Origin of the sequence: Streptosporangium sp. NPDC051022, from assembly GCF_040683035.1 — a bacterium.
GTDB lineage: Bacteria > Actinomycetota > Actinomycetes > Streptosporangiales > Streptosporangiaceae > Streptosporangium.
In genome coordinates this window covers 172277-191478 of sequence record NZ_JBFBCF010000020.1, presented here as the reverse complement: position 1 = coordinate 191478, position 19202 = coordinate 172277, and the positions used below count along the sequence as shown (strand labels likewise).

Annotated in this window: 14 protein-coding genes; 8 read left to right on the top strand and 6 right to left on the bottom strand. The window is 71.2% G+C overall.

Annotated elements, in window-relative coordinates; translation table 11 throughout:
- Positions 1-196: 196 nt before the first annotated feature.
- Positions 197-1630 (bottom strand): aldehyde dehydrogenase, encoded by a 1434-nt coding sequence (locus AB0N02_RS29165; RefSeq protein ID WP_363952916.1) that lies wholly within the window; start codon positions 1628-1630, stop codon positions 197-199.
- 339 nt (positions 1631-1969) lie between these two features.
- Here AB0N02_RS29165 and AB0N02_RS29160 point away from each other — a divergent pair, with 339 nt between their 5' ends.
- Positions 1970-2881 (top strand): hypothetical protein, encoded by a 912-nt coding sequence (locus AB0N02_RS29160; RefSeq protein WP_363952914.1) that lies wholly within the window; start codon positions 1970-1972, stop codon positions 2879-2881.
- 314 nt (positions 2882-3195) lie between these two features.
- On the opposite strand, the gene AB0N02_RS29155 is transcribed toward AB0N02_RS29160, so the two are convergent.
- Entirely contained in the window at positions 3196-4521 is a 1326-nt protein-coding gene (locus tag AB0N02_RS29155) for a GH1 family beta-glucosidase (protein ID WP_363952912.1), read from the bottom strand.
- 142 nt (positions 4522-4663) lie between these two features.
- Here AB0N02_RS29155 and AB0N02_RS29150 point away from each other — a divergent pair, with 142 nt between their 5' ends.
- The 3 genes from AB0N02_RS29150 to AB0N02_RS29140 all read left to right on the top strand — a co-directional run bounded on the left by AB0N02_RS29150 (position 4664) and on the right by AB0N02_RS29140 (position 7819).
- Entirely contained in the window at positions 4664-5248 is a 585-nt protein-coding gene (locus tag AB0N02_RS29150) for a TetR/AcrR family transcriptional regulator (RefSeq protein ID WP_363952922.1), read from the top strand.
- Positions 5249-5765: 517 nt separating this feature from the next.
- The gene (locus AB0N02_RS29145) at positions 5766-6182 is read left to right on the top strand and encodes a MerR family transcriptional regulator (RefSeq protein ID WP_363952910.1); all 417 of its coding nucleotides are present in this window, start codon (positions 5766-5768) and stop codon (positions 6180-6182) included.
- A 116-nt stretch (positions 6183-6298) separates the two neighbouring features.
- Positions 6299-7819: a penicillin-binding protein 2 gene (locus AB0N02_RS29140; protein WP_363952908.1), complete on the top strand. Its 1521-nt coding sequence runs from the start codon at positions 6299-6301 to the stop codon at positions 7817-7819.
- On the opposite strand, the gene AB0N02_RS29135 is transcribed toward AB0N02_RS29140, so the two are convergent.
- Positions 7807-9885, bottom strand: a complete 2079-nt coding sequence (locus AB0N02_RS29135; RefSeq protein WP_363952906.1) for an ABC transporter ATP-binding protein — start codon at positions 9883-9885, stop codon at positions 7807-7809. The genes AB0N02_RS29140 and AB0N02_RS29135 overlap by 13 nt on opposite strands.
- 531 nt (positions 9886-10416) lie before the next feature.
- The gene (locus AB0N02_RS29130) at positions 10417-10635 is read right to left on the bottom strand and encodes a hypothetical protein (protein WP_363952904.1); all 219 of its coding nucleotides are present in this window, start codon (positions 10633-10635) and stop codon (positions 10417-10419) included.
- 69 nt (positions 10636-10704) lie between these two features.
- On the opposite strand from AB0N02_RS29130, the gene AB0N02_RS29125 reads away from it, so the two are divergent.
- The 3 genes from AB0N02_RS29125 to AB0N02_RS29115 all read left to right on the top strand — a co-directional run bounded on the left by AB0N02_RS29125 (position 10705) and on the right by AB0N02_RS29115 (position 15014).
- Positions 10705-10938: a hypothetical protein gene (locus tag AB0N02_RS29125; RefSeq protein ID WP_363952902.1), complete on the top strand. Its 234-nt coding sequence runs from the start codon at positions 10705-10707 to the stop codon at positions 10936-10938.
- Positions 10939-11068: 130 nt separating this feature from the next.
- Positions 11069-13546 carry a tetratricopeptide repeat protein gene (locus AB0N02_RS29120; RefSeq protein WP_363952900.1) on the top strand — a complete coding sequence of 826 codons (2478 nt, stop codon included), beginning with the start codon at positions 11069-11071 and terminating at the stop codon, positions 13544-13546.
- Between the two features lie 691 nt (positions 13547-14237).
- Positions 14238-15014, top strand: coding sequence for an AMP-binding protein (locus AB0N02_RS29115; protein ID WP_363952898.1), 777 nt, complete (start codon positions 14238-14240; stop codon positions 15012-15014).
- A 140-nt stretch (positions 15015-15154) separates the two neighbouring features.
- Here the strand turns inward: AB0N02_RS29115 and AB0N02_RS29110 are convergent, their stop codons facing one another.
- Together AB0N02_RS29110 and pcaB are read right to left on the bottom strand one after the other, a co-directional pair.
- Entirely contained in the window at positions 15155-15700 is a 546-nt protein-coding gene (locus AB0N02_RS29110) for an RICIN domain-containing protein (RefSeq protein WP_363952896.1), read from the bottom strand.
- A 238-nt stretch (positions 15701-15938) separates the two neighbouring features.
- Positions 15939-17303, bottom strand: coding sequence for a 3-carboxy-cis,cis-muconate cycloisomerase (gene pcaB / locus AB0N02_RS29105; protein WP_363952894.1), 1365 nt, complete (start codon positions 17301-17303; stop codon positions 15939-15941).
- Positions 17304-17546: 243 nt separating this feature from the next.
- Between pcaB and AB0N02_RS29100 the strand changes: the two genes are divergently transcribed.
- Positions 17547-19007 (top strand): benzaldehyde dehydrogenase, encoded by a 1461-nt coding sequence (locus tag AB0N02_RS29100; protein ID WP_363952892.1) that lies wholly within the window; start codon positions 17547-17549, stop codon positions 19005-19007.
- The last annotated feature ends 195 nt before the right edge of the window (positions 19008-19202 follow it).

Genomic DNA, 19202 nt, shown 5'->3' with positions numbered 1-19202 from the left:
GTGGGGGGGTTGGGGGGGGTCCGGCTGGTGGTGGTGGTCCGGGGGGGGGGGGGGGTGCTGTCCGTTCCCCCCGGCGGGGGGGTGTTGTTCGTACGGCTCCGCGGAGCCGTACGAACACCTCCCGGACCTCTCCCGCCAGCCTCCTCGGCGGACGGACGGGCCCGGGGAGGCCGGCGCGGTACGGGGACCTCCCGGCTCAGCCCAGACGGGCGATGGACTTGTACTCCAGGTAGGACGACAGGCCCTCGGGACCCAGCTCGCGGCCGATGCCGCTGCTCTTGAAACCGCCGAACGGGGCGCCGGGCTCGATCATGAAGAGGTTGACGCCGTAGTTGCCGGTGCGGACCCGGCGGGCGATGTCGAGGCCGTGCTCGGTGTCGGCGGTCCACACGGTCCCGGCCAGGCCGTAGTCGCTGTCGTTGGCGATGCGTACCGCGTCGGCCTCGTCCTCGTAGGGGATCACGGTCAGGACCGGGCCGAAGATCTCCTCCCTGGCGACGCGCATCTCGTTGGTCACCCCGGCGAAAACGGTCGGCGCGACGTACCAGCCCCGGTCACACGGGCGGTCCAGGCCGCCGATCACCGGTTTGGCCCCCTCCTCGATGCCGATCCTGATGTAGCCCTCGACCCGTTCCCGCTGCCGTTCGGCGACCAGCGGGCCGATACCGGTCGCGGGGTCGGCCGGATCGCCGACCGGCATGCTCCCGACCATCGCCGCGACCGCGTCGACGACCTCGTCGTAGCGGTCGCGCGAGGCCAGGATGCGGCTCTGGGCGACGCAGGCCTGGCCGTTGTTCATCAGCGAGGCGATCGACAGGAAGCCCGTCACCGAGGGCAGGTCGCAGTCGTCCAGGATGATCGCGGCCGACTTGCCGCCTAGCTCCAGGGTGCACCGCTTGAGCTGTTCGCCGCAGATCGAGGCGATGCGGCGGCCCGCGGCCGTCGACCCGGTGAAGGCGACCTTGTCCACGCCGGGGTGGGAGACCAGGTGCTCGCCCGCCTCGCGGCCCGCGGCGACGACGTTGACGACACCGTCGGGCACGCCCGCCTCCCTGACCATCTCGGCCAGCAGGTAGGCGTCCAGCGGGGTCTCGGGCGCGGGCTTGACCACGACCGTGCAGCCGGCGACGAGCGCGGGGGCCAGCTTGATCATGATGACGAACTGCGGGACGTTCCAGGGGACCACGGCGGCCACCACGCCGACCGGCTCGCGGCGGACGGTCACCGGGCCGAAGGTGCCCGGCCGTTCCTCCTCGACGGGGAAGGTCGTCCCGAGCTCGGCGTAGTAGCGAAGCATGGCGAGCGGCTGCGGGGCCTGGGCCATCCGGGAGAAGGTGATCGGGGAGCCCATCTCCAGCGTGATGAGCTCGGCCATCTCGGCCTGGCGCGACGCGTAGATCTCGGCGAGCCTGCCGACGACAGCGGCGCGCTCGGCCATCGTCATCCGCGGCCAGGGGCCGTGGTCGAACGCCCGGCGGGCGGCGGCCACCGCGCGGTCCATGTCGGCGGCGGTCCCGTCGGGAACGCGGCCCACGACCTCTTCGGTGTGAGGCGAGACGACGTCGATGGTCCCGGTACCCGCGGGGGCCACCCAGTCGCCCCCGATGAACACGGTGTCGTGCTGACGCATGATGCGTTGCCTCCTGGTCGGCGGACGGAAGCCGGTCGTCGGACGGTGCCTTCCTGACAGTGTCTGCCTGGACAGTGTGGGTCGGGAGGGAGTGCTTCACAAGGCTCTCCACGACCGAAGCCGAACCATGTTCTACCAGTGCGGGCAGGAGGGCATTCCGGAAGAAGGGAGGCTGGTGCGGGAGGGGGAGCCGTGACTCCTGGGGCATTTGTTTAAACCGCCGCAGACTGGTAGATAGTTCGTCAATGGTGCAGGAGTTTCGCCGTTTCGGTGGCGGGCCTCAAGATCGTCTTCTAGAGTTTCGCTCCGGCCATGAAGGGCTCTGGAGGTGAGCGAAGCGTGAGATCGAGTCGCTCGATCGCACTGGGAATCCTGCTCTCCGCGCTGGTCCTGACCCCGATGGTCGCCGGAGCCGCCACGGGTCAGGCCGCCAAGCCCAATCCCGAGGCCGAGTTGAAGAGGCTCACCCAGGAGGCGAGCCTGCTCAACAAGAGATACCGGGGCCAGGTGCAGAGCCTGGAGGAGACCCGGGTCCAGGCCAGTAAGGCCACGGCGAACGCCAAGGGCCTGAAGCGGACCCTCGCCACCGCCCAGGGCGACGTCACCCGTTTCGCCCAGACCGCTTACATGGGCGGTCTGCTGGATAACACCAGCCTGCTGAGCTTCCAGGGCGACCCCGGCCTGGTCCTGGACCAGGCGGCCACCGTCTCCTACCTCGCGGGCCAGCGTGCGGGCCAGCTCGGCCGGATCAAACAGCTGATCAAGGAGGCCAAGACCGCGGAGAAGGCGGCCGAGACGAAGATCGTCCAGCTCAAGAACGACATCGTCAAGCTCAAGAGGGACCGCGTCCGGATCGAGGGCCTGCTCGCCAAGTACGGCTTCCAGCAGCCGGGCGGCAGCGACGGCCTGACCCCCCGCATGGTCAGCGTCCGCAACACCGTCCTGCAGAACTTCCCGATGCCCTACAGCTACGGCTGCCTGCGCCCCGGCGACCCGGGCGACCACGGCAGCGGCCGGGCCTGCGACTTCATGATGAGCAGCGGCGGCCGCATGCCGACCCCCGATGCCAAGGCGCGCGGCGACCGCCTGGCCCAGTGGGCCATCCAGAACGGCGCCAGCCTCGGGATCATGTACATCATCTGGCAGCAGCGCTACTACGACGTCCGTACCGGCGCGGGCTGGCGGATGATGTCCGACCGCGGCGGCATCACCGCCAACCACTACGACCACGTCCACGTCTCGGTCTTCTGAGACGGGAAACGCATTCGTCGTCGAATCCCCATCTGTTTCGGTGATTTCGACGGACGTCGTGGCCCGGTTTCGGAACTGGGTGGGAATGCTCCGCGACGGAGACGCCCCTATTCTGGCGGCACTCGGTCTCGACCTGGCCGAACTCGGAAGCGCGGCCCGTGCCCCGCGGGTCCATGGTCACCGTCTTCGGCGGGCCTCCCGAGACAGTCGGGGCATACGCCACCGGTCCGGACATCCGGGATTCACACATCATCCAGATCGTTCCGGAAAACCTGTGAGACCGACCTGATTCCCCAGATCATGACCTGAGAATTTCAGGAGTGGGACTTCTGGAGGCCCTGCTGTTCCGTGATGCGGTTCCTGAACCAGTGGTAGGAGGCCTTGGGGGTGCGGGTGCCGGTGGGGAAGTCGACGTGGACGAGGCCGAAGCGCTGGGTGAGACCCTCGGCCCACTCGAAGTTGTCCAGCAGGGACCAGACGTAGTAGCCGCGCACGTCCACGCCCTCGGCCTGAGCGCGTTCGAGGGCGGTGATGTGGCCGTCGAGATAGGCGATGCGGGCCTGGTCGTCGACCACGCCGCCGGGGCCGGGGAGGTCGGGCTGGGAGCAACCGTTCTCGGTGACGTAGATCGGGGGAAGGGCGGCGCCGTAGCGGGTCCTGAGGCCGACGAGGAGCTCGCGCAGGCCGTCGGGGACGACGGGCCAGCCGAAGCCGGTGGTGGGATAGCCGGTGACGCCGACGTCGGTGAACGGCAGGCCCTCGGCGGTGGGGGCGGCGATCCGGGTGGGGTTGTAGTAGTTGACGCCGAGGCCGTCGAGCGGGGCGCCGATCACGTCGAGGTCGCCGTCCAGGACGCAGTCGAGCGTCACGCCGTACGCCGACAGGTCGGGGTAGGCGCCCAGCAGTACGGGGTCGTTGAACAGCCGGTTGTGCAGCACGTCGTAGGCGTCGGCGGCGGCCAGGTCGGCGGGGTCGTCGGAGGCGGGCCAGACGGGGGTGCAGTTGTTGGTGATCAGTACCCGTTCCGCGCCCCGCTCCCGCAGCGCCCGTACGGCCAGGCCGTGCCCCAGCAACTGGTGGTGGGCCACCGGCAGCGCGTCCAGCAGCAGGGCCGTGCCCGGGGCGTGGTTGCCCAGGGCGTGGCCGTAGACCATGTGCACGAACGGCTCGTTCAGGGTGATCCACATCGGGATCCGGTCGGCCAGCCGGTCGGCCACGAGGGCGGCGTAGTCGGCGAAGCGGCAGGCGGTGTCGCGGTTCAGCCAGCCGCCCTCGTCCTGCAGGGCCTGGGGCAGGTCCCAGTGGAACAGCGTGGCCGCCGGGACGATGCCCCGCTCGTGCAGCGCGTCGGTCAGCCGGTCGTAGAAGTCGAGTCCCGCCTGGTTGGCTGGGCCCCTGCCCTGCGGCTGGATTCGTGGCCAGGCGACGGAGAAGCGGTAGGAGTTCACGCCGAGACCGGCCATCAGCTCGACGTCCTCCGGCCAGCGGTGGTAGTGGTCGCAGGTGACGTCGCCGGTGTGGCCGTCCCGGATCCGGCCCGGCTCGCGGGTGAAGGTGTCCCAGATCGAGACGCCCCGGCCGCCCTCGGAGACGGCGCCTTCGATCTGGTAGGACGCGGTCGCCGTACCCCAAAGGAACATCCTGGCCTCCAAACGCGTCGGTGAAGATCATGGTAATTGTCACCGGCCGTGTATGGGGGATGATGGAGTGATGACGAACGTTTCCGGGGGGACACTCCGCCGGCGTCCGGCTCAGCGACGCAGCCTCGAACGTGTGGAGCGCATGCTGGACGAGTGCGCGCGGTTGCTGGACGAGGTCGGCTACGAGGCCCTGACCACAAAGGAGGTCGCACGCAGGGCCGAGGTGCCGATCGGCACCTTCTACCAGTTCTTTCCCGACAAGCAGGGGCTGGTGCGCGCGCTGGCGCTGCGCAACCTGGAGGCCTTCCTCGACCGGGTCACCGCGAGGCTCGCGGAGGTGCAGCTGTCCGACTGGACCGAGATGGTGGACCTCGCGATCGACGAGTTCGTCGTGATGAAACGGTCCACGGCCGGCTTCGCGGTCGTCGACTTCGGGGAGATACTGCCCACGCCGGGCGGTCCCGCGCTCAAGGGAAGCGAGCGGACGCTCGACGCCGCGATGGAGAACAACGTCATCGTGGCCGACCGGCTGCGCGCGATCACCATCAACCTGCTCGGCGCCCCGACCGGACCGCGGCTGGACAGGGCTCTGCTCGTCGCGGTGGAGGCGGCGGACGCCGTGCTGAAGCTCGCCTTCCGCTCCCGGAACGACGGCGATCCCGAGCTGATCGTCGAGTGCAAGCGCCTGGTCCGCCGCTACCTGTCGGACCACCTGCCCAACGACTGACCCGGTCTCGGCCGGCCCGGTCCGGTCCCGTCTGTTCGTGCCGTACTGTGCCATGCCTCGCCATGCCTCCGGCCGCCCGGCCGTCGTTCTCGCCTTTGGTGCGGGGCTCGGGGTGCCCGGGGATGGGGGCCCGGAACAGGGAGCCGGGGTGCGCGCCGTTCATCGGCGCCGGACGGGTCTGTGAGGGTGCTCGCCGTACCGGCGCTGGGGAAGGCGACCTGAGGTGACGGTGGGACAGGGCGGAGCGCGAAGGGGCCCGGGGAGCGGGGGAGAGGGCCAAGGGTCGCGCCGTTGACCGGCGCCGGACGGGTCTGTGAGGGGGCTCGCCGTACCGGCGCTGGGGGAGACAGCCTGAGGTGATGGGGGGATGGGGCGGAGCGCGAGGGGACGGCTTGAGGTGACGTGGGGGCGGGTGGAGCACGAAGGGGCGGTGGGAGGGGAGTCGAGGGAGTGGTGGGGAGAGTCGGGGGGTGGGGTGGGGAGGGGATCGGTTGACCTGGAGTGTGCTCCAGGTGGGATGCTGCGGGACGTGAGTGTCTACACGCCGGGACAGGTGGCCGAGGAGACCGGTTTCAGCCTCGACACGCTGCGCTACTACGAGCGGATCGGGCTGCTGGAGCGGGTCGGCCGCAACGCGGCCGGGCAGCGCAGGTTCACCCAGGACGACGTCGGGTGGCTCGGGACGATCCGCTGCCTGCGGGACACGGGGATGCCGATCGCCGAGATGCTTCGTTTCGCGGAGCTGGTCAGGGCGGGTGACCACACGATTCCCGACCGGCTCGCGCTGCTGGAGGCCCATGACCGGCGGGTCGAGGAGCAGGTGGCCAACCTGCGGGAGAAGCAGCTGGCGATCCGGAGAAAGATTGACTACTACCGTGCCGTGGTTGATGTCCCTCAATGCGAGCGACGTGGCGTAAGCGGTGATAGCGGCTGATTAGAAGACAAGCGGTATTAGTGGCTGATTAGAAGACGTACAGCCGCTTTGCCCCGAGGCTGCCCCTCCTTTCCGGTTCGCCTGTTAAACCGGTAACGGGACCGGGGGAGGGGCCGATGGCCGCACCACGCGCACGCCGGATCAACATTCCGCTTCGGCACGTCGCGCTGACGTGCGGCTTCATGATGTTCGCGCTGCTCGCCAACGTGACCTACCTCCAGGCCTTCAGGGCGGCCCGATACGTCGACGACCCCCGCGACCAGCGGACGATGATCGCGCGTTTCGACAGGCCGAGGGGGGACATCCTGCTGCGCGACGGCACCGTCGTCGCCACCAGCGTCGCGAACGTGGACGGCGGCAGGTACGGATATCGGCGGCTCTATCCCGGCGGCCCCTCCTACGCCGCCGTGACCGGACACCTCTCGCTGTACGGCGCCACCGGCCTCGAACGCGCCGAGGACGCGGTGCTGTCCGGCTCCGATCCCCGGGTGAGGCTGCGCTCGCTGCTGGACGGCACGATGAGGTCCGGGGCGACGGTCAGGCTCACCATCGATTCCCGGGCGCAGCGCGCCGCCTACGCGGGGCTGCGCGCCACGGGGCTGCGCGGGGCCGCCGTCGCTATCGAGCCGGCGACCGGCGCGATCCTGGCCATGGTCTCCTTCCCCTCCTACGATCCCAACGTCTACACGACCTTCGACGTGGCGGGACTCGGCCGGGTGGACGAGCGGCTGCGGGGCGATCCCGGCGACCCGCTGCTGAACCGGGCGATCCAGCGGAACTACCCGCCGGGATCTACCTTCAAGATCGTCACCAGTGCCGCCGCGCTCGGTTCCGGAAGGTACCGCCCGACCACCGGGGTCACCGCGCCCGTCGCGCTGCGCCTGCCCGGCACCGGTACCTACCTGCGCAACTCCGGCGGCGTCTCCTGCGGGAGCGGCAGACCGCCGCTGGCCTACGCGTTCAAGGTCTCCTGCAACACCCCGTTCGCGCAGCTGGGCATCGACCTCGGCCAGGAGGCGCTGCGCGAGCAGGCGCGGGCGTTCGGCTTCGACGCCGACGACCTCACCGTGCCCATGCCGGTGGCCGAGAGCGTGTACCCGGGGCACATGGACCAGGCGCAGACCGCGATGTCGGCGCTGGGACAGTTCGACGACCGGGCCACCCCGCTCATGATCGCCATGCTCTCGGCGGCAGTGGCGAACGACGGCTCGCTGATGCGCCCCTACCTGGTCGAGGACATTCGCCTCACCGACGACACCGTGATCGACGGCGCCGAGCCGTCGAGGTATCGCACGACGATGGATCCCGAGGAGGCCAACCGGCTCACCGCGATGATGGTCACGGTCACCCGGCCGGGCGGTACGGGAGAGGCCGCCGCCATCCCGGGCGTCGAGGTCGCCGCGAAGACCGGCACCGCGGAGAACGACGTCACGGGTCAGGACCACGCGGTCTTCACCGGTTTCGCCCCGGCCGCCGATCCCCAGGTCGCCGTCGGGGTTCTCGTCGAGCACGGAGGGGCCGGAGGCCGGGTCGCCGCCCCCATCGCCAGGGCGATCATGCGGGCGGTACTGGGGCCGTCCTCCGGCGACCGGGCGGCGGGGAGACCGCCCGGCGGGTCCGGGGGTCAGGCCGAGTAGGCGCTGGCCTGCAGGCCGTAGAGGTCGGCGTAGAGGCCGTCGAGCTCGATCAGCTCACCGTGGGTGCCCTGCTCGGCGACCTTGCCGTGCTCCAGGACGTAGATCCGGTCGGCGTAGCGGACGCTGGCCAGCCGGTGGGTGATCAGCAGGACGGTACGGCCGTCGGCGTGCCGCCTGACCTGCTCGAAGAGAGCGTGCTCGGCGCGGGCGTCGAGGGCGGCGGTCGGCTCGTCGCAGATCAGCAGCGGGGCGTCGCGGTGGAAGCCTCGCGCGATCGCGATCCGCTGCCACTGGCCGCCCGACAGCTCCTGGCCGTCCTTGAACCGCCGGTCCAGGAGGGTGTCGTAGCCCCTCGGCAGCCCGGCCACGACCTGGTCGGCACCCGCGACCTCGGCCGCGGAGACCAGGGCGGCCTCCCCCTTGTCGGCGCCCATGCTGATGTTGTGCCTGGCGGTCAGCGGCCAGCGCGTGTGGTCCTGGGCGATGACCGCGATGTTGTGGCGGAGCCTTTCGGGGTCCACGTCCGCCAGGTCGGTCTCGTCCCAGCGGACGCGCCCGCCGTCCGGGTCGTAGAGGCCGGACAGGATCTTGGCCAGCGTGGTCTTGCCCGAGCCGTTCTCACCGACGAGGGCGATCACCTCGCCCCGGTCGATGTGGACGGACACCCCGCGCAGCGCGGGGGCGTCCGAGCCGGGGTAGGTGAAGACGACGTCCTCGGCCGTGATCCGCTCGAACGTCTCCGGAGCACTCCCGGCGCGCCCGGAGCCGACGCGTTTCTCGGCCTCGGCGCAGAAGTCGAGGAAGTCGGTGAAGTACAGCCCCTCCTCGTAGAGCCGGTTGGTCGCGTACATCAGGTTCGCCAGGTAGGTCTGACCGGAGCGGATCGCCAGCACGGCGGTGCCCGCGACGGCCAGCGGGACCGCGCCCGCGGCGAGCAGCAGGCCCAGGGCGACGTAGACCACGGCCGTCCCGATCCCGCCGAGCGCCTCGCCGACGACCCTCGCGACCGTCTGCCGGCGGGCCAGGCCGAGCAGGACGTTCTGCTCCGCGGTGGCGACCGCGTCGTACATCCGCAGCAGGAAGGTCCGCATGGTGAAGGAGCGCACCTCGGCGGCGGGCTCGCGCTCGGCCAGCAGCTCCGAGATGATCCACTTGCGCCGGCTGGCGGGGATCATCGCGTACATCGTGGTGTAGCGCATGCGCGCGGAGCGGACCGCCGCCCAGGCGTCCGGCAGCACCGCCAGCACCAGCAGCGGCAACAGCACCGGATGGAGCACCCCGAGCACACCCGCCGCCGCGGCGATCCCGATGATCGCGGTCAGCACGTTGATGGTCGTGCCGACCACGACGTCCGCCCTCGAGACCCCGCGGGACCTGGCCCGCTGGAGCGCGTCGTGGAAGTCGGGGTCGTCGAAGGCGGCCAGGTTGACCCGGCTGGTCAGGCCGTAGAGCCGCTCCTCGGCGATCCGGCTCACCTGGGGGTCGAGGCGGGACTGCGCCCATCCGGCGCCCGCCTGCGTCAGGGTGCGCAGCGTGCCCGCGACCCCCACCAGGATCAGGCTCGGCAGCGCGGCCATGACACGCTCCGGAGTCGGTCCCGCCTCGAACAGGGCGGACAGCACCCCGGTGGTGGCCAGCAGCCCGAACGCGGTGAACACGCCGCTGAGCAGGCTCAGGCCGATCGTGACGACGGTGTCGCGGGGGCCGGCCAGCCAGGCCAGCCGTACGGCATGCGCGACCAGGGCGGGCAGCCGCCGGGCGATGGTCAGGAACCCGACGCCCGTCATCTTGCCGACGTGGGCGTGCCACTCGGAGAGGTTGAGCTCCCCCAGCGCGGGCTCGGCCTCGGACGCGGGCCCGGGTTCGGTGCTGTGTCCGGATGCAGGTCCGGGTTCGGTGCTGTGTCCGGACGCGGGCCTGCATTCGGGCCCGGGATCGGGGTCGGGGGCGGGGGCGGGGGCGACGAGATCGGCGGGAGCGGGGCCGGTCGGATCCGGTGGGGAGCCGGGCGTCCGGGGAGGGGAGGGGGGAGGCGCTGGATCGAGTTCCGAAGAGGTGTCCGCCATCCCTGCAGTGTGTATCCCGTCACCGACAGTTCGCCATCCGATTACCGGTGACCGTCCGTAACGCGCCACGCGGGCCGTCCCGCCGGTGGGCGCACCGTTGTCCGGCACCACCGGACAACGCTGCTGTGACGCCCGATGACGTCGCCTAGGTTCCGTGAAGCCAAAGGAAGGACGGCGGGGCGTCCGGGAGCCGCCCGGCCGTCAGGAAGGTACAGGGATGAGCAAGGCGGTTGTGGTGCTGGCCGGCCGACGTCCGGGCGTACGGGCCGCTGCGGGGCACCGGCGAAGCGGCTGTGCACTGGGCGCCGTGACCGGGGAGACGGCGCGAAAGCGGATTCGCGGCCCCTTTTCGAAAAGTAGATCCGAAAGCTGGTTCGGAACTCATGAATCGATCTCCGAAGCAGCTGGGCAGCGTAAGTCATTTGTCGTAAATTGTGTGGTTTTGTGGCCACCTTGCGAGCCTGATTTCATGACGGCGGGACGGCGTCCAAGGGATTCGTCATGCATTCGCCCCGCGTTTCAGGTGCATCCTCATCCTTTCGCGAAACATCTTCGCATTTTCGCGAAACAATGGAGGGAAACGTCCTCAATCCGGTCGCCGACGTCGAACGGCGCGGCGGTGCTGATGATCACCATGACGGTGGTCGTCTTCACCCCGTCCTCGCTGTCCGCCGGTGACGTTCTCTCCTTTCGGCCCGCCGGGGCCGGCGCCACCGAGATCATGAGCACACCGGCCGACATGACGGGCATGGCGGACGCGCTCCCCCCGCCGACGCAGACTTCTCGCGCTACGCCAGGACCTCCCGCGACGTCCGGATCATGTTGATCGGCGGTGCCGTCATCGTCAACTTCGCCGTGGTCGTCCTGGGCGCACTGCTCCACCAGGCGGGCGACGCCGTGGTGGAGTCCTACCTGGAGAGTCCGGCGAACGCGACCGCGGGGGTCTTCCGGTGCCGTCTCCGCCCCCTCGGCGAAACCGGCCCACCGGTGAACCGGCCGCTTCGGAACGGCTCACCGGTGAACCTGTGGATCCGGGAAACGTGGCCCAGGTAATTCATTTCGACCATCCAATTAGGTGCGGCTTGACAAGCCGAGCATCCGAAATGGTGCTAAGCCTGGGCACGGCGCGGTAATTGGTGTCACACTTTATGTGACGGCTGGCCCGCGACCTCGTTAAGAGCCGATGACACAGGACACCGCGCACATTTCTCTCACCGGCGGCAATCTTCCCCTGGAACCCAACGCCTTCGTCGGCCGTGAGGGCGACGTGGAGGAACTCGTCGAGTTGCTGAACGTCGCCCGGCTGGTGACCCTGTGCGGGACGGGCGGCATCGGCAAGAGCAGGCTGGCGGTCAAGGTGGCGACCCGGATGGCGGCCGACTTCCCGGGAGGCGTCTGGCTGGTCGAGCTGGCCGAGGCGGTGCGCGACGAGCTGATCGTGCCCCGGGTGGCCGCCGCGCTCGGGGTCAAGGCCGAGCCGTCGCGCCCGCTGGCCGACACGCTGCTCGACGCCCTCGCCGGCCGGCAGCTGCTGCTGGTCATCGACAACTGCGAGTCGCTCATCGAGGAGGCGGCGCGGTTCTGCCGGACGCTGCTCACCGGCTGCCCCGAGGTACGCGTGCTCACCACCAGCCGGGAGCCCCTGCGGGTCGCCGGGGAGACGGTCTGGCGGGTGCCCCCGCTCACGCTGCCCCAGGCGGAGGGGCACGAGCACGCCGAGGCCAGCGAGGCCGTGCTGCTCTTCGCCGCCCGCGCGAACGCCGCCGCGCGCGGTTTCACCCTCGGCCCGCACAACGCCGACGAGATCGCCAGCCTGTGCGAGGCGCTCGACGGGATGCCGCTCGCCATCGAGCTGGCCGCCGCGCTGTGCAGGGTGCTGACGGTCGAGCAGATCCACGCCCGGCTCAGGGACAGGTTCCGGCTGCTGTCGGCGGGGGACAGGACCGCCCCGGCCAGGCACCAGACGCTCAGGGCGACCGTCGACTGGAGCTACCAGCAGCTCAAGGAGCCGGAGCGGATCCTGCTGCGGAGGCTGGCGGTGTTCACCGGCGGATGGACGCTGGACATGGCCGAGCAGGTCTGCGACGGCAACGGGCTGTGGGCCGAGGACGTCCTGAGCGTCCTGTGCGGTCTGGTCGACAAGTCCCTGGTGCTGGCGGACGCCGAGGTCGCGGGCGAGACCCGCTACCGGATGCTGGAGACGATCCGCCAGTACGCCGCCGAGCAGCTGGAGAACTCCGGTGAGGAGGCCGAGCTGAGGCGGCGGCACCGCGACCACATGATCGAGATCGCGGACCGGATCCACCGGCTGATCGTCCGCTTCCCCCGGCCGACCTGGGTGGAGGTCTGCCCGATGCTGGTCCTGCTGGACGAGCTGCAGGCCAACGTGTGGGCGGCGGTGCGCTGGTCGGCGGAGATCGACGAGCCGGAGAGCGCCCTGCGGCTGCTGGTGCTGCTGCGCTGGCCGACCATCGCGGGCGGCAGGTTCACCCCCGCCGACGAGTGGCTGGACCGCCTGCTGAAGGCGGACCCCGCGGTGCTGTCGCCTCGCGTGCACGGCGACGCGCTCGCCCTGCGCGGTCAGGTGGCCTTCGGGCAGGGCGACCCCGCCAAGGCGCAGGAGGCCTGCACCGCGGCGGCCGAGATGTGCAGGGCGACGGGCCTGTACGGCCCGCTCAGCGGGGCGCTGGCCATCCTGGCCTGGGTCGCCATCTGCCAGCGGCGTCCCGACCGGGCCCGGTGCCTGCTGGACGAGGCGCTCGAGGCGGTGCGCAGGGTCGACGACCCCTGGCACGAGATGGTGATCCGCTCGATGGAGGGGACGTTCGCGCTGTCGGAGGGGCGGGCCAAGGAGTCGCAGCGCTCCTTCGAGGCCGCCCTGGCCATCGCCCGCGAGCTCGACAACCACTGGGCCGCCCCGGTCGCGCTCATCGGCCTGGCCCAGGTCGCCTGGCTGCGGGGCGATCTGGCCGAGGCCCGCGCCTACTACGAGCAGGCCCTCGACATGCTCCAGGACATCACGGCCCACTGGCAGACCATCACCTGCCTGTCGGGCCTGAGCCGGATCGCCCTGGCCCAGGGAGACCTGGCGACCGCCCGCGTCAGGCTGACCGAGAGCCTGAGGCTGTGCCGGGGAACCGGCCAGCGGCTCGGCGTGGCCCGGCGGATCGAGACGTTCGCCCAGCTGGCGCTGGCCGAGGAGGACGACCAGCGGGCGGTGCGTCTGGCGGGGGCGTCCTCCGCGATCAGGAACGCGCTGAGCGGCGTCGTCACGCCCTCGGGGTTCGGCGCGCGCATGGAGGAGCTGCTCCAGCCCGCCCGCGCGCGGCTCGGCGACGCGCTGGTCGCCCAGCTGTGGGCGCTCGGCGGTGAGATGACCCAGGAGGAGGCGGTCCGCTACGCGCTGGAGGGCGAGGAGCAGGCGGAGATGCCCGTGCCCGCCGGACGGAATCCGGTCGCCGCCCCGCTCACCACGCTCACCGGGCGCGAGTGGGAGATCGCCGGGCTGGTCGCCAGGGGGCTGAGCAACAAGGGCATCGCCGACGAGCTCGTGATCAGTCCCGCGACCGCCGCCCGGCACGTGGCCAACATCCTGGCCAAACTCGGCTTTTCCTCCCGGACCCAGGTCGCCACCTGGGTCGTCGAGCACAACCGCGGCTGAGCGCCGCGGCCGCCCTACACAGGGAGGCTACACATCGGCCGCCTCACAGATACATCTCGGGATACGCACTCCGGAGCATGCGCCGGGCCCGGTGCCGGCCGTACGTTTTCCTCGTGTTCGACCGATGACGCCCAGCCTTCCGGGCCGTGCCCGCCACGACGGCGGTTCGGTACGGCGGGCCCACACCATCCCGGCGTCTCGGTCGAGCACACCGGGAACGTCGCGTGTCCCTCCTGAAGGTCGAGGTCTCCTCGGAGGGGTGGGGACTGAAGGCCACGGGCCACGTGACAGCGGGCTCGAGCCGCGCAGGGCTCGGGCCCGCACTCATTGGCGGGTCCGGGCCCTCGTGGGCGGCACTCATGAGCGGCCCTCGCGAGCGGGTCCGGGCCGCGACCCCGCTCACGAACGGGCCTGGGCCGCGTCCGTGAGCGGGGTCCGCCCCGTCCCCCGACGGGTCGTACCGGGGGACGGGGCGACACGGGGACGGGGCGGCGAAATCTTTCGGAACCTTACCGGCGAGGGGCCGGCGAGATGTCCGGCACATCACCGATGAGGTGGGAAAACGGGGAAGCGGGCGGCAAAGAAACGGGGAGCGGGGAAAGGCTCGCTAGAGGGGGCGGGCCCGGATACACACTCATTTACATATATCTGTCGATGCCCGTGCGGAGTGACCGGCCGTACGGTCGGCGGCATGAGACCCACCTCCTCGTCCATCAGGGGCACCGTCACCGAGGCGGTGTTCGGTTGCGCGCACGAGCGAGGTGACCGGCCCGCGTTGATCGATCTCGGCGCCGGGGTGGTGTACGGCTACCGCCGCCTGGCCGATGAGGTGACGCGGGCAGCCTCGGGGCTGGTCCGGAGAGGCGCCAGGGGACGGCAGGTGGCGGGCATCCACGTGGACAACGTGGCCGCCCAGACCCTCGCGGTGCACACCGTCATCGCCGCGGGCGGGGTGGCGGCGCCCATCGCCTCCAGGAGCGGGGAGATGGGCGAGCTGCTGGACCGATGGGACGCGCGGCTGCTGATCACGACTCCCGGCCTGGCGGAGACGTCGGTACGGGCAGCGGACGTCTCCAGGGTCCGGCAGGTGATCGCGTTCGGCCAGGCGCGTGACACCGTCGACTTCGCCGACCTGCTGCTGCTCACCCCGATGCCCCTGCCGCCCCTCGACCCGTCCGTCCAGCCCGCGCTGCAGGTCGAGGACGGCGGCGTGTTCACGCACGAGGACCTGATCTGGCGGATGTGCGAGCTGGACAAGCTCGTCGCGCTGGAGAAGTCGGACGTTCTGCTGGTGACCTGGCCGCTGACGTGCACCCTGGCCATGACGACCCTGGTCGGCCTGGCGCTCATGCGCGGCTCGCTGGTGGTGATCGCCCCGGAGCTGGCCTCGGAGGAACTGTCGGCGACCATCCACGACTTCGGCGTCACCGTCCTGGCCCTGCTCGACGGAGCCGTCCAACGCGTGTAGATCCGGCGGGCGCGTGGGACCGTCCGGACGTTCCCGGCCGGGCACCGCGGCCGGGAACGTCAGGGGTCGTCGTGGCCGCCTCCGCCGTCACCCGCCGGGAGAGGCGGGCCACCCGGCGCCCGGCGTCCGGTGCCGGAGGCTCAGGCGAGCCGCCATTCCTGGTTCGGCTGGTTGTAGATGCAGGTCCACTGGTGGACGTTGGCGCCGTCGTCGGTGCTGACGCCCGCGACGTCCAGGCACTTGCCGCTGTGGCGGGCGACGAGGATGAAGTAGCCGTTGTCCCGCTGGACGAGCCTCCACTCCTGGTTGGGCTGGTTGCGGATGCAGGGCCACTGGTAGACGTTGGCGCCGTCCTCGTTGCTGACGCCCGACACGTCCAGGCACTTGCCGCTGTGCGTGGCCCTCAGGGTGTAGTAGCCGTCGCTGGTCGCCACCAGGTTCCACTCCTGGTTGGGCTGGTTGTAGATGCAGGTCCACTGGTGGACGTTGGCGCCGGTCTGCGTGCTGACGCCCGACACGTCCAGACACTTGCCGCTGTGCCGGGCCACCAGGGTCGTTCTGAACCTGAGCCCGGGTTTCGTCATCCCGTCGGCCGCGGCGGCACCGGCCGCGGGAGCCGCGAGGAAGGAACCGGTGAGCAGAACGGTGGCCAGGGCGATGGCGCGGCCCGTGCGGATGAGTCGCATCGAATCCTCCTGAGATGCTTTGGAAAGATCAGCGAGCTCTTCGTAGCACGAATGACCCAACGTATCGGCGAGTTACGCGGTGTGATGACACCGTGTCGTGAAAGGTGATCCTGTTCGGCCGATCAGCCTTTAGAGGGCGGGCCCGGCGGCGGGCCGGGGGCCGGGTCCGAGTCCGGGACCGGGTCCGGGTCCGCTGGGACGGCCACGCCGTACGTCACCGGGTTTCCGGGTCAGAGGGTCAGAGGGGCCGGGGGTGGGTGTGGGTGTGGGCGTGCAGTGCCCGGTCCACGAAGGCGCGGGCCGAGCCGAGATGGGCCGCCGGGTCCAGGGCGGCGTCCACCTCCGCGGCGGTCAGGTTCACGCGGGGGTCGGCGAGCAGTACCTCCCGCAGCGTCGCGCCCTCGTCGGCGGCCCTGGCGCAGGCGGCGTCCACCAGCGTGCGGGCCTGCGGGGTGCCGCCGAGTGTGACGACGACGTGCTCGGCCATCAGCAGTCCCCTCGTCGCGTCGAGGTTGGCCCGCATCCGCGCGCTGTCCACGGTCAGCCCCTCCAGTGCCTCGCGGAGCCAGGCCGCCGCGCTGCCGGTGAGCCTGAGCAGGTCGCTCAGCGTCTCCCACTCGGCGTGCCAGGGCCCGGTCGCGCGCTCGTGCTCGTGGGACGTCATGCCGCCGAGCGTGGAGGACACCAGGCCGGGTACGCGCTGCACGCAGGCCAGCACCGACAACGCGCCCACCGGATTGCGCTTGTGCGGCATCGCGCTGGAGCCGCCCCGGCCCGGTGCCGAGGGTTCGGCCGCCTCCGCCACCTCGGTCTGGGACAGCAGCTTCACATCGGTGGCGATCTTTCCGAGCGTTCCGGCCACGGTGCCGAGGGCGCAGGCCAGCCGGGTGACCGGGGTCCGGTCGGTGTGCCAGGGGAGGACCGGCTCGGCCAGGTCCAGCTCGGCCGCGAAGTGCGGCAGCACCTCGTGGCCCCGGCCGCCGAGGACGGCCAGGGTGCCCGCGGCCCCGCCGTACTGGACGGGCAGCCGCAGCTCCATCAGACCCGAAAGCCCCTGGTCCAGGGCGCTCAGCCAGCCGGCGGCCTTCAGGCCGAAGGTGATCGGTACGGCGTGCTGCAGGAACGTGCGCCCCGCCATCACCGTGTCGCGGTACTCCGCGGCCAGCCGGGCGCACGCTCCCGCGCAGGCGGACAGGTCGGCCGTGAGCGGAGCCAGGGCACGGGCGGCGACCAGCATCGACGCCGTGTCGTTGATGTCCTGGCTGGTCGCGCCGTGGTGCACGAACCGCCGCAGCCCGGGTTCCACCCGCCCGCGCAGGGCGGCGACCATCGGGATCACGGGGTTGCCCGTCGCCACGGCCGCGCTCCCCAGCCCGGCCAGGTCGAAGTGCTCCGGCCGGCAGGCCTCCCGCACCGCCGAAGCCGCCTCCCGCGGCACCAGCCCCATCTTCGCCTGCGCCGTGGCCAGCGCCGCCTCCACGTCCAGCATCGCGGCCAGCCACGCCGCGTCCGACACCTCGGGCGCGGCCCCGCCCCTGGAGAACACTCCCGAGAACAGTCCGCCGCGTGCCGACGAGATCATGGTCACGTCCAGAAATGTCATGACGACAGATTGTCATGCGGCCGGGAAGGTGTCGGGACAAATGGAAAAGACCTCTTCGGGCCGGAGATGTCTCTCCTCTCGCCCGCCCCGCCCGCTCTCCGGTGAGAGGTTTCCGGGTGGGGGGCGGGTAAAGACGTCATGGTCAGCGGGTGTCCTCTCTGTGTAGGTTCGTCCTGCGGACGAATGTTCATTTTTGAACATGTCGATCCTCGAACCACCATGCCTTGCACAGAGGGAGACCCCATGACGCTGATGGACGCCAAAACGTGGACGGGGCTGGTCTTCGGGGACGGGTGGACCGTTCCGCGGGGCGGGGACGCCGCCGTGGTCGAGCCCGCGACCGGAGCCGAACTCGGGCGGATCGGGGTCGCCGGCCCCGAGGACGTGGCGGCGGCGGTCGCGCTGGCCGTACGGGCTCAGCGGGAGTGGGCGGCGACCTCGTTCGAGGAGCGGGCGGCGGTGCTGCGGCGGGCCGGACGGCTGTTCGAGGAGCACGAGGGGGACATCCAGCACTGGCTGATCCGCGAGACCGGGTCGGTCGGCGCCAAGGCGGGCACGGAGACGCACATCGCGGCGCAGGAGTGCTACGAGGCGGCCGCGCTGGCCTCCCAGCCGCTGGGGGAGATCCTGCCGACCGCCAAGAAGCGGCTCAGCATGGCCCGCCGCGTCCCGGCCGGGGTCGTCGGGGTGATCTCGCCGTTCAACTTCCCGCTGATCCTCGCCATCCGCTCGGTCGCCCCGGCGCTCGCGCTGGGCAACGCGGTGATCCTCAAGCCCGACCTGCGCACCGCCGTCTCCGGTGGTTTCTCGATCGCCCGCGTCTTCGAGGAGGCCGGGCTGCCCCAGGGGCTGCTCCACGTACTGCCCGGCGGCGTCGAGACCGGCCAGGCCCTGGTCGAGGACCCGCTGGTGCCGGTGATCTCCTTCACCGGTTCGACGGCGGCGGGCCGCCGGGTCGGCGAGGCGTGCGGGCGGCTGCTCAAGCGGGCCCACCTGGAACTCGGCGGCAACTCCGCGCTGGTCGTGCTGGACGACGTGGACCTGGACCTGGCGGTCTCCGCGGGCGCCTGGGGTTCCTTCCTGCACCAGGGGCAGATCTGCATGACGACGGGCCGTCACCTGGTGCACTCCTCGATCGCCGGCGAGTATGTCGCGCGGCTCGCGGAGAAGGCCGACCACCTGCCGGTCGGCGACCCGGCGGGCGGGCGGGTCGCGCTCGGCCCGCTGATCGACGCGGGCCAGCGGGACAAGGTCCACGCCCTGGTCACCGGCAGCGTCGACGCCGGGGCGCGGCTGGCCGCCGGCGGCACCTACGAGGGGCTGTTCTACCGTCCGACGGTGCTCGCGGACCTGCCCCAGGGGGCTCCGGCCTACGCGCAGGAGGTGTTCGGGCCGGTGGCGCCGGTCATGCCGTTCTCCACGATCGAGGAGGCCGCCGCGCTGGCCTCGGACAGCGAGTACGGCCTGTCCCTGGGCATCCTCACCCGGGACGCGATGCGGGGACTGGCGCTGGCCGACCTCATCCCCACCGGAATCGTCCACGTCAACGACCAGACCGTCGACGACGAGGCGGTGGCGCCGTTCGGCGGGCTGCGCGCCTCCGGCACCGGATCGCGCTTCGGCGGTGGCAGGGCGAACGTCGAGGCGTTCACCGAGACCCGGTGGGTGACCATGCAGGGGGACATCGCCTCGTATCCCTTCTGAGCCTCCGGGCCCCGTGAGCCTCCGGGCCCCGTGAGCCTCCGAGTTCCGTGGGCCTCCGGGTTCTGCGGGGCTTCGGGTTCCGTGGGCCTTCGGCCGGGCGGGGGGCTTGACCTGCGCGTCCCCGCCCGGCCACCTCCGCGTGCGGTGCCCGTCGTGTTCCCGGCACCCGGCGGCCACCTCCCGCTCCTAGCGTCC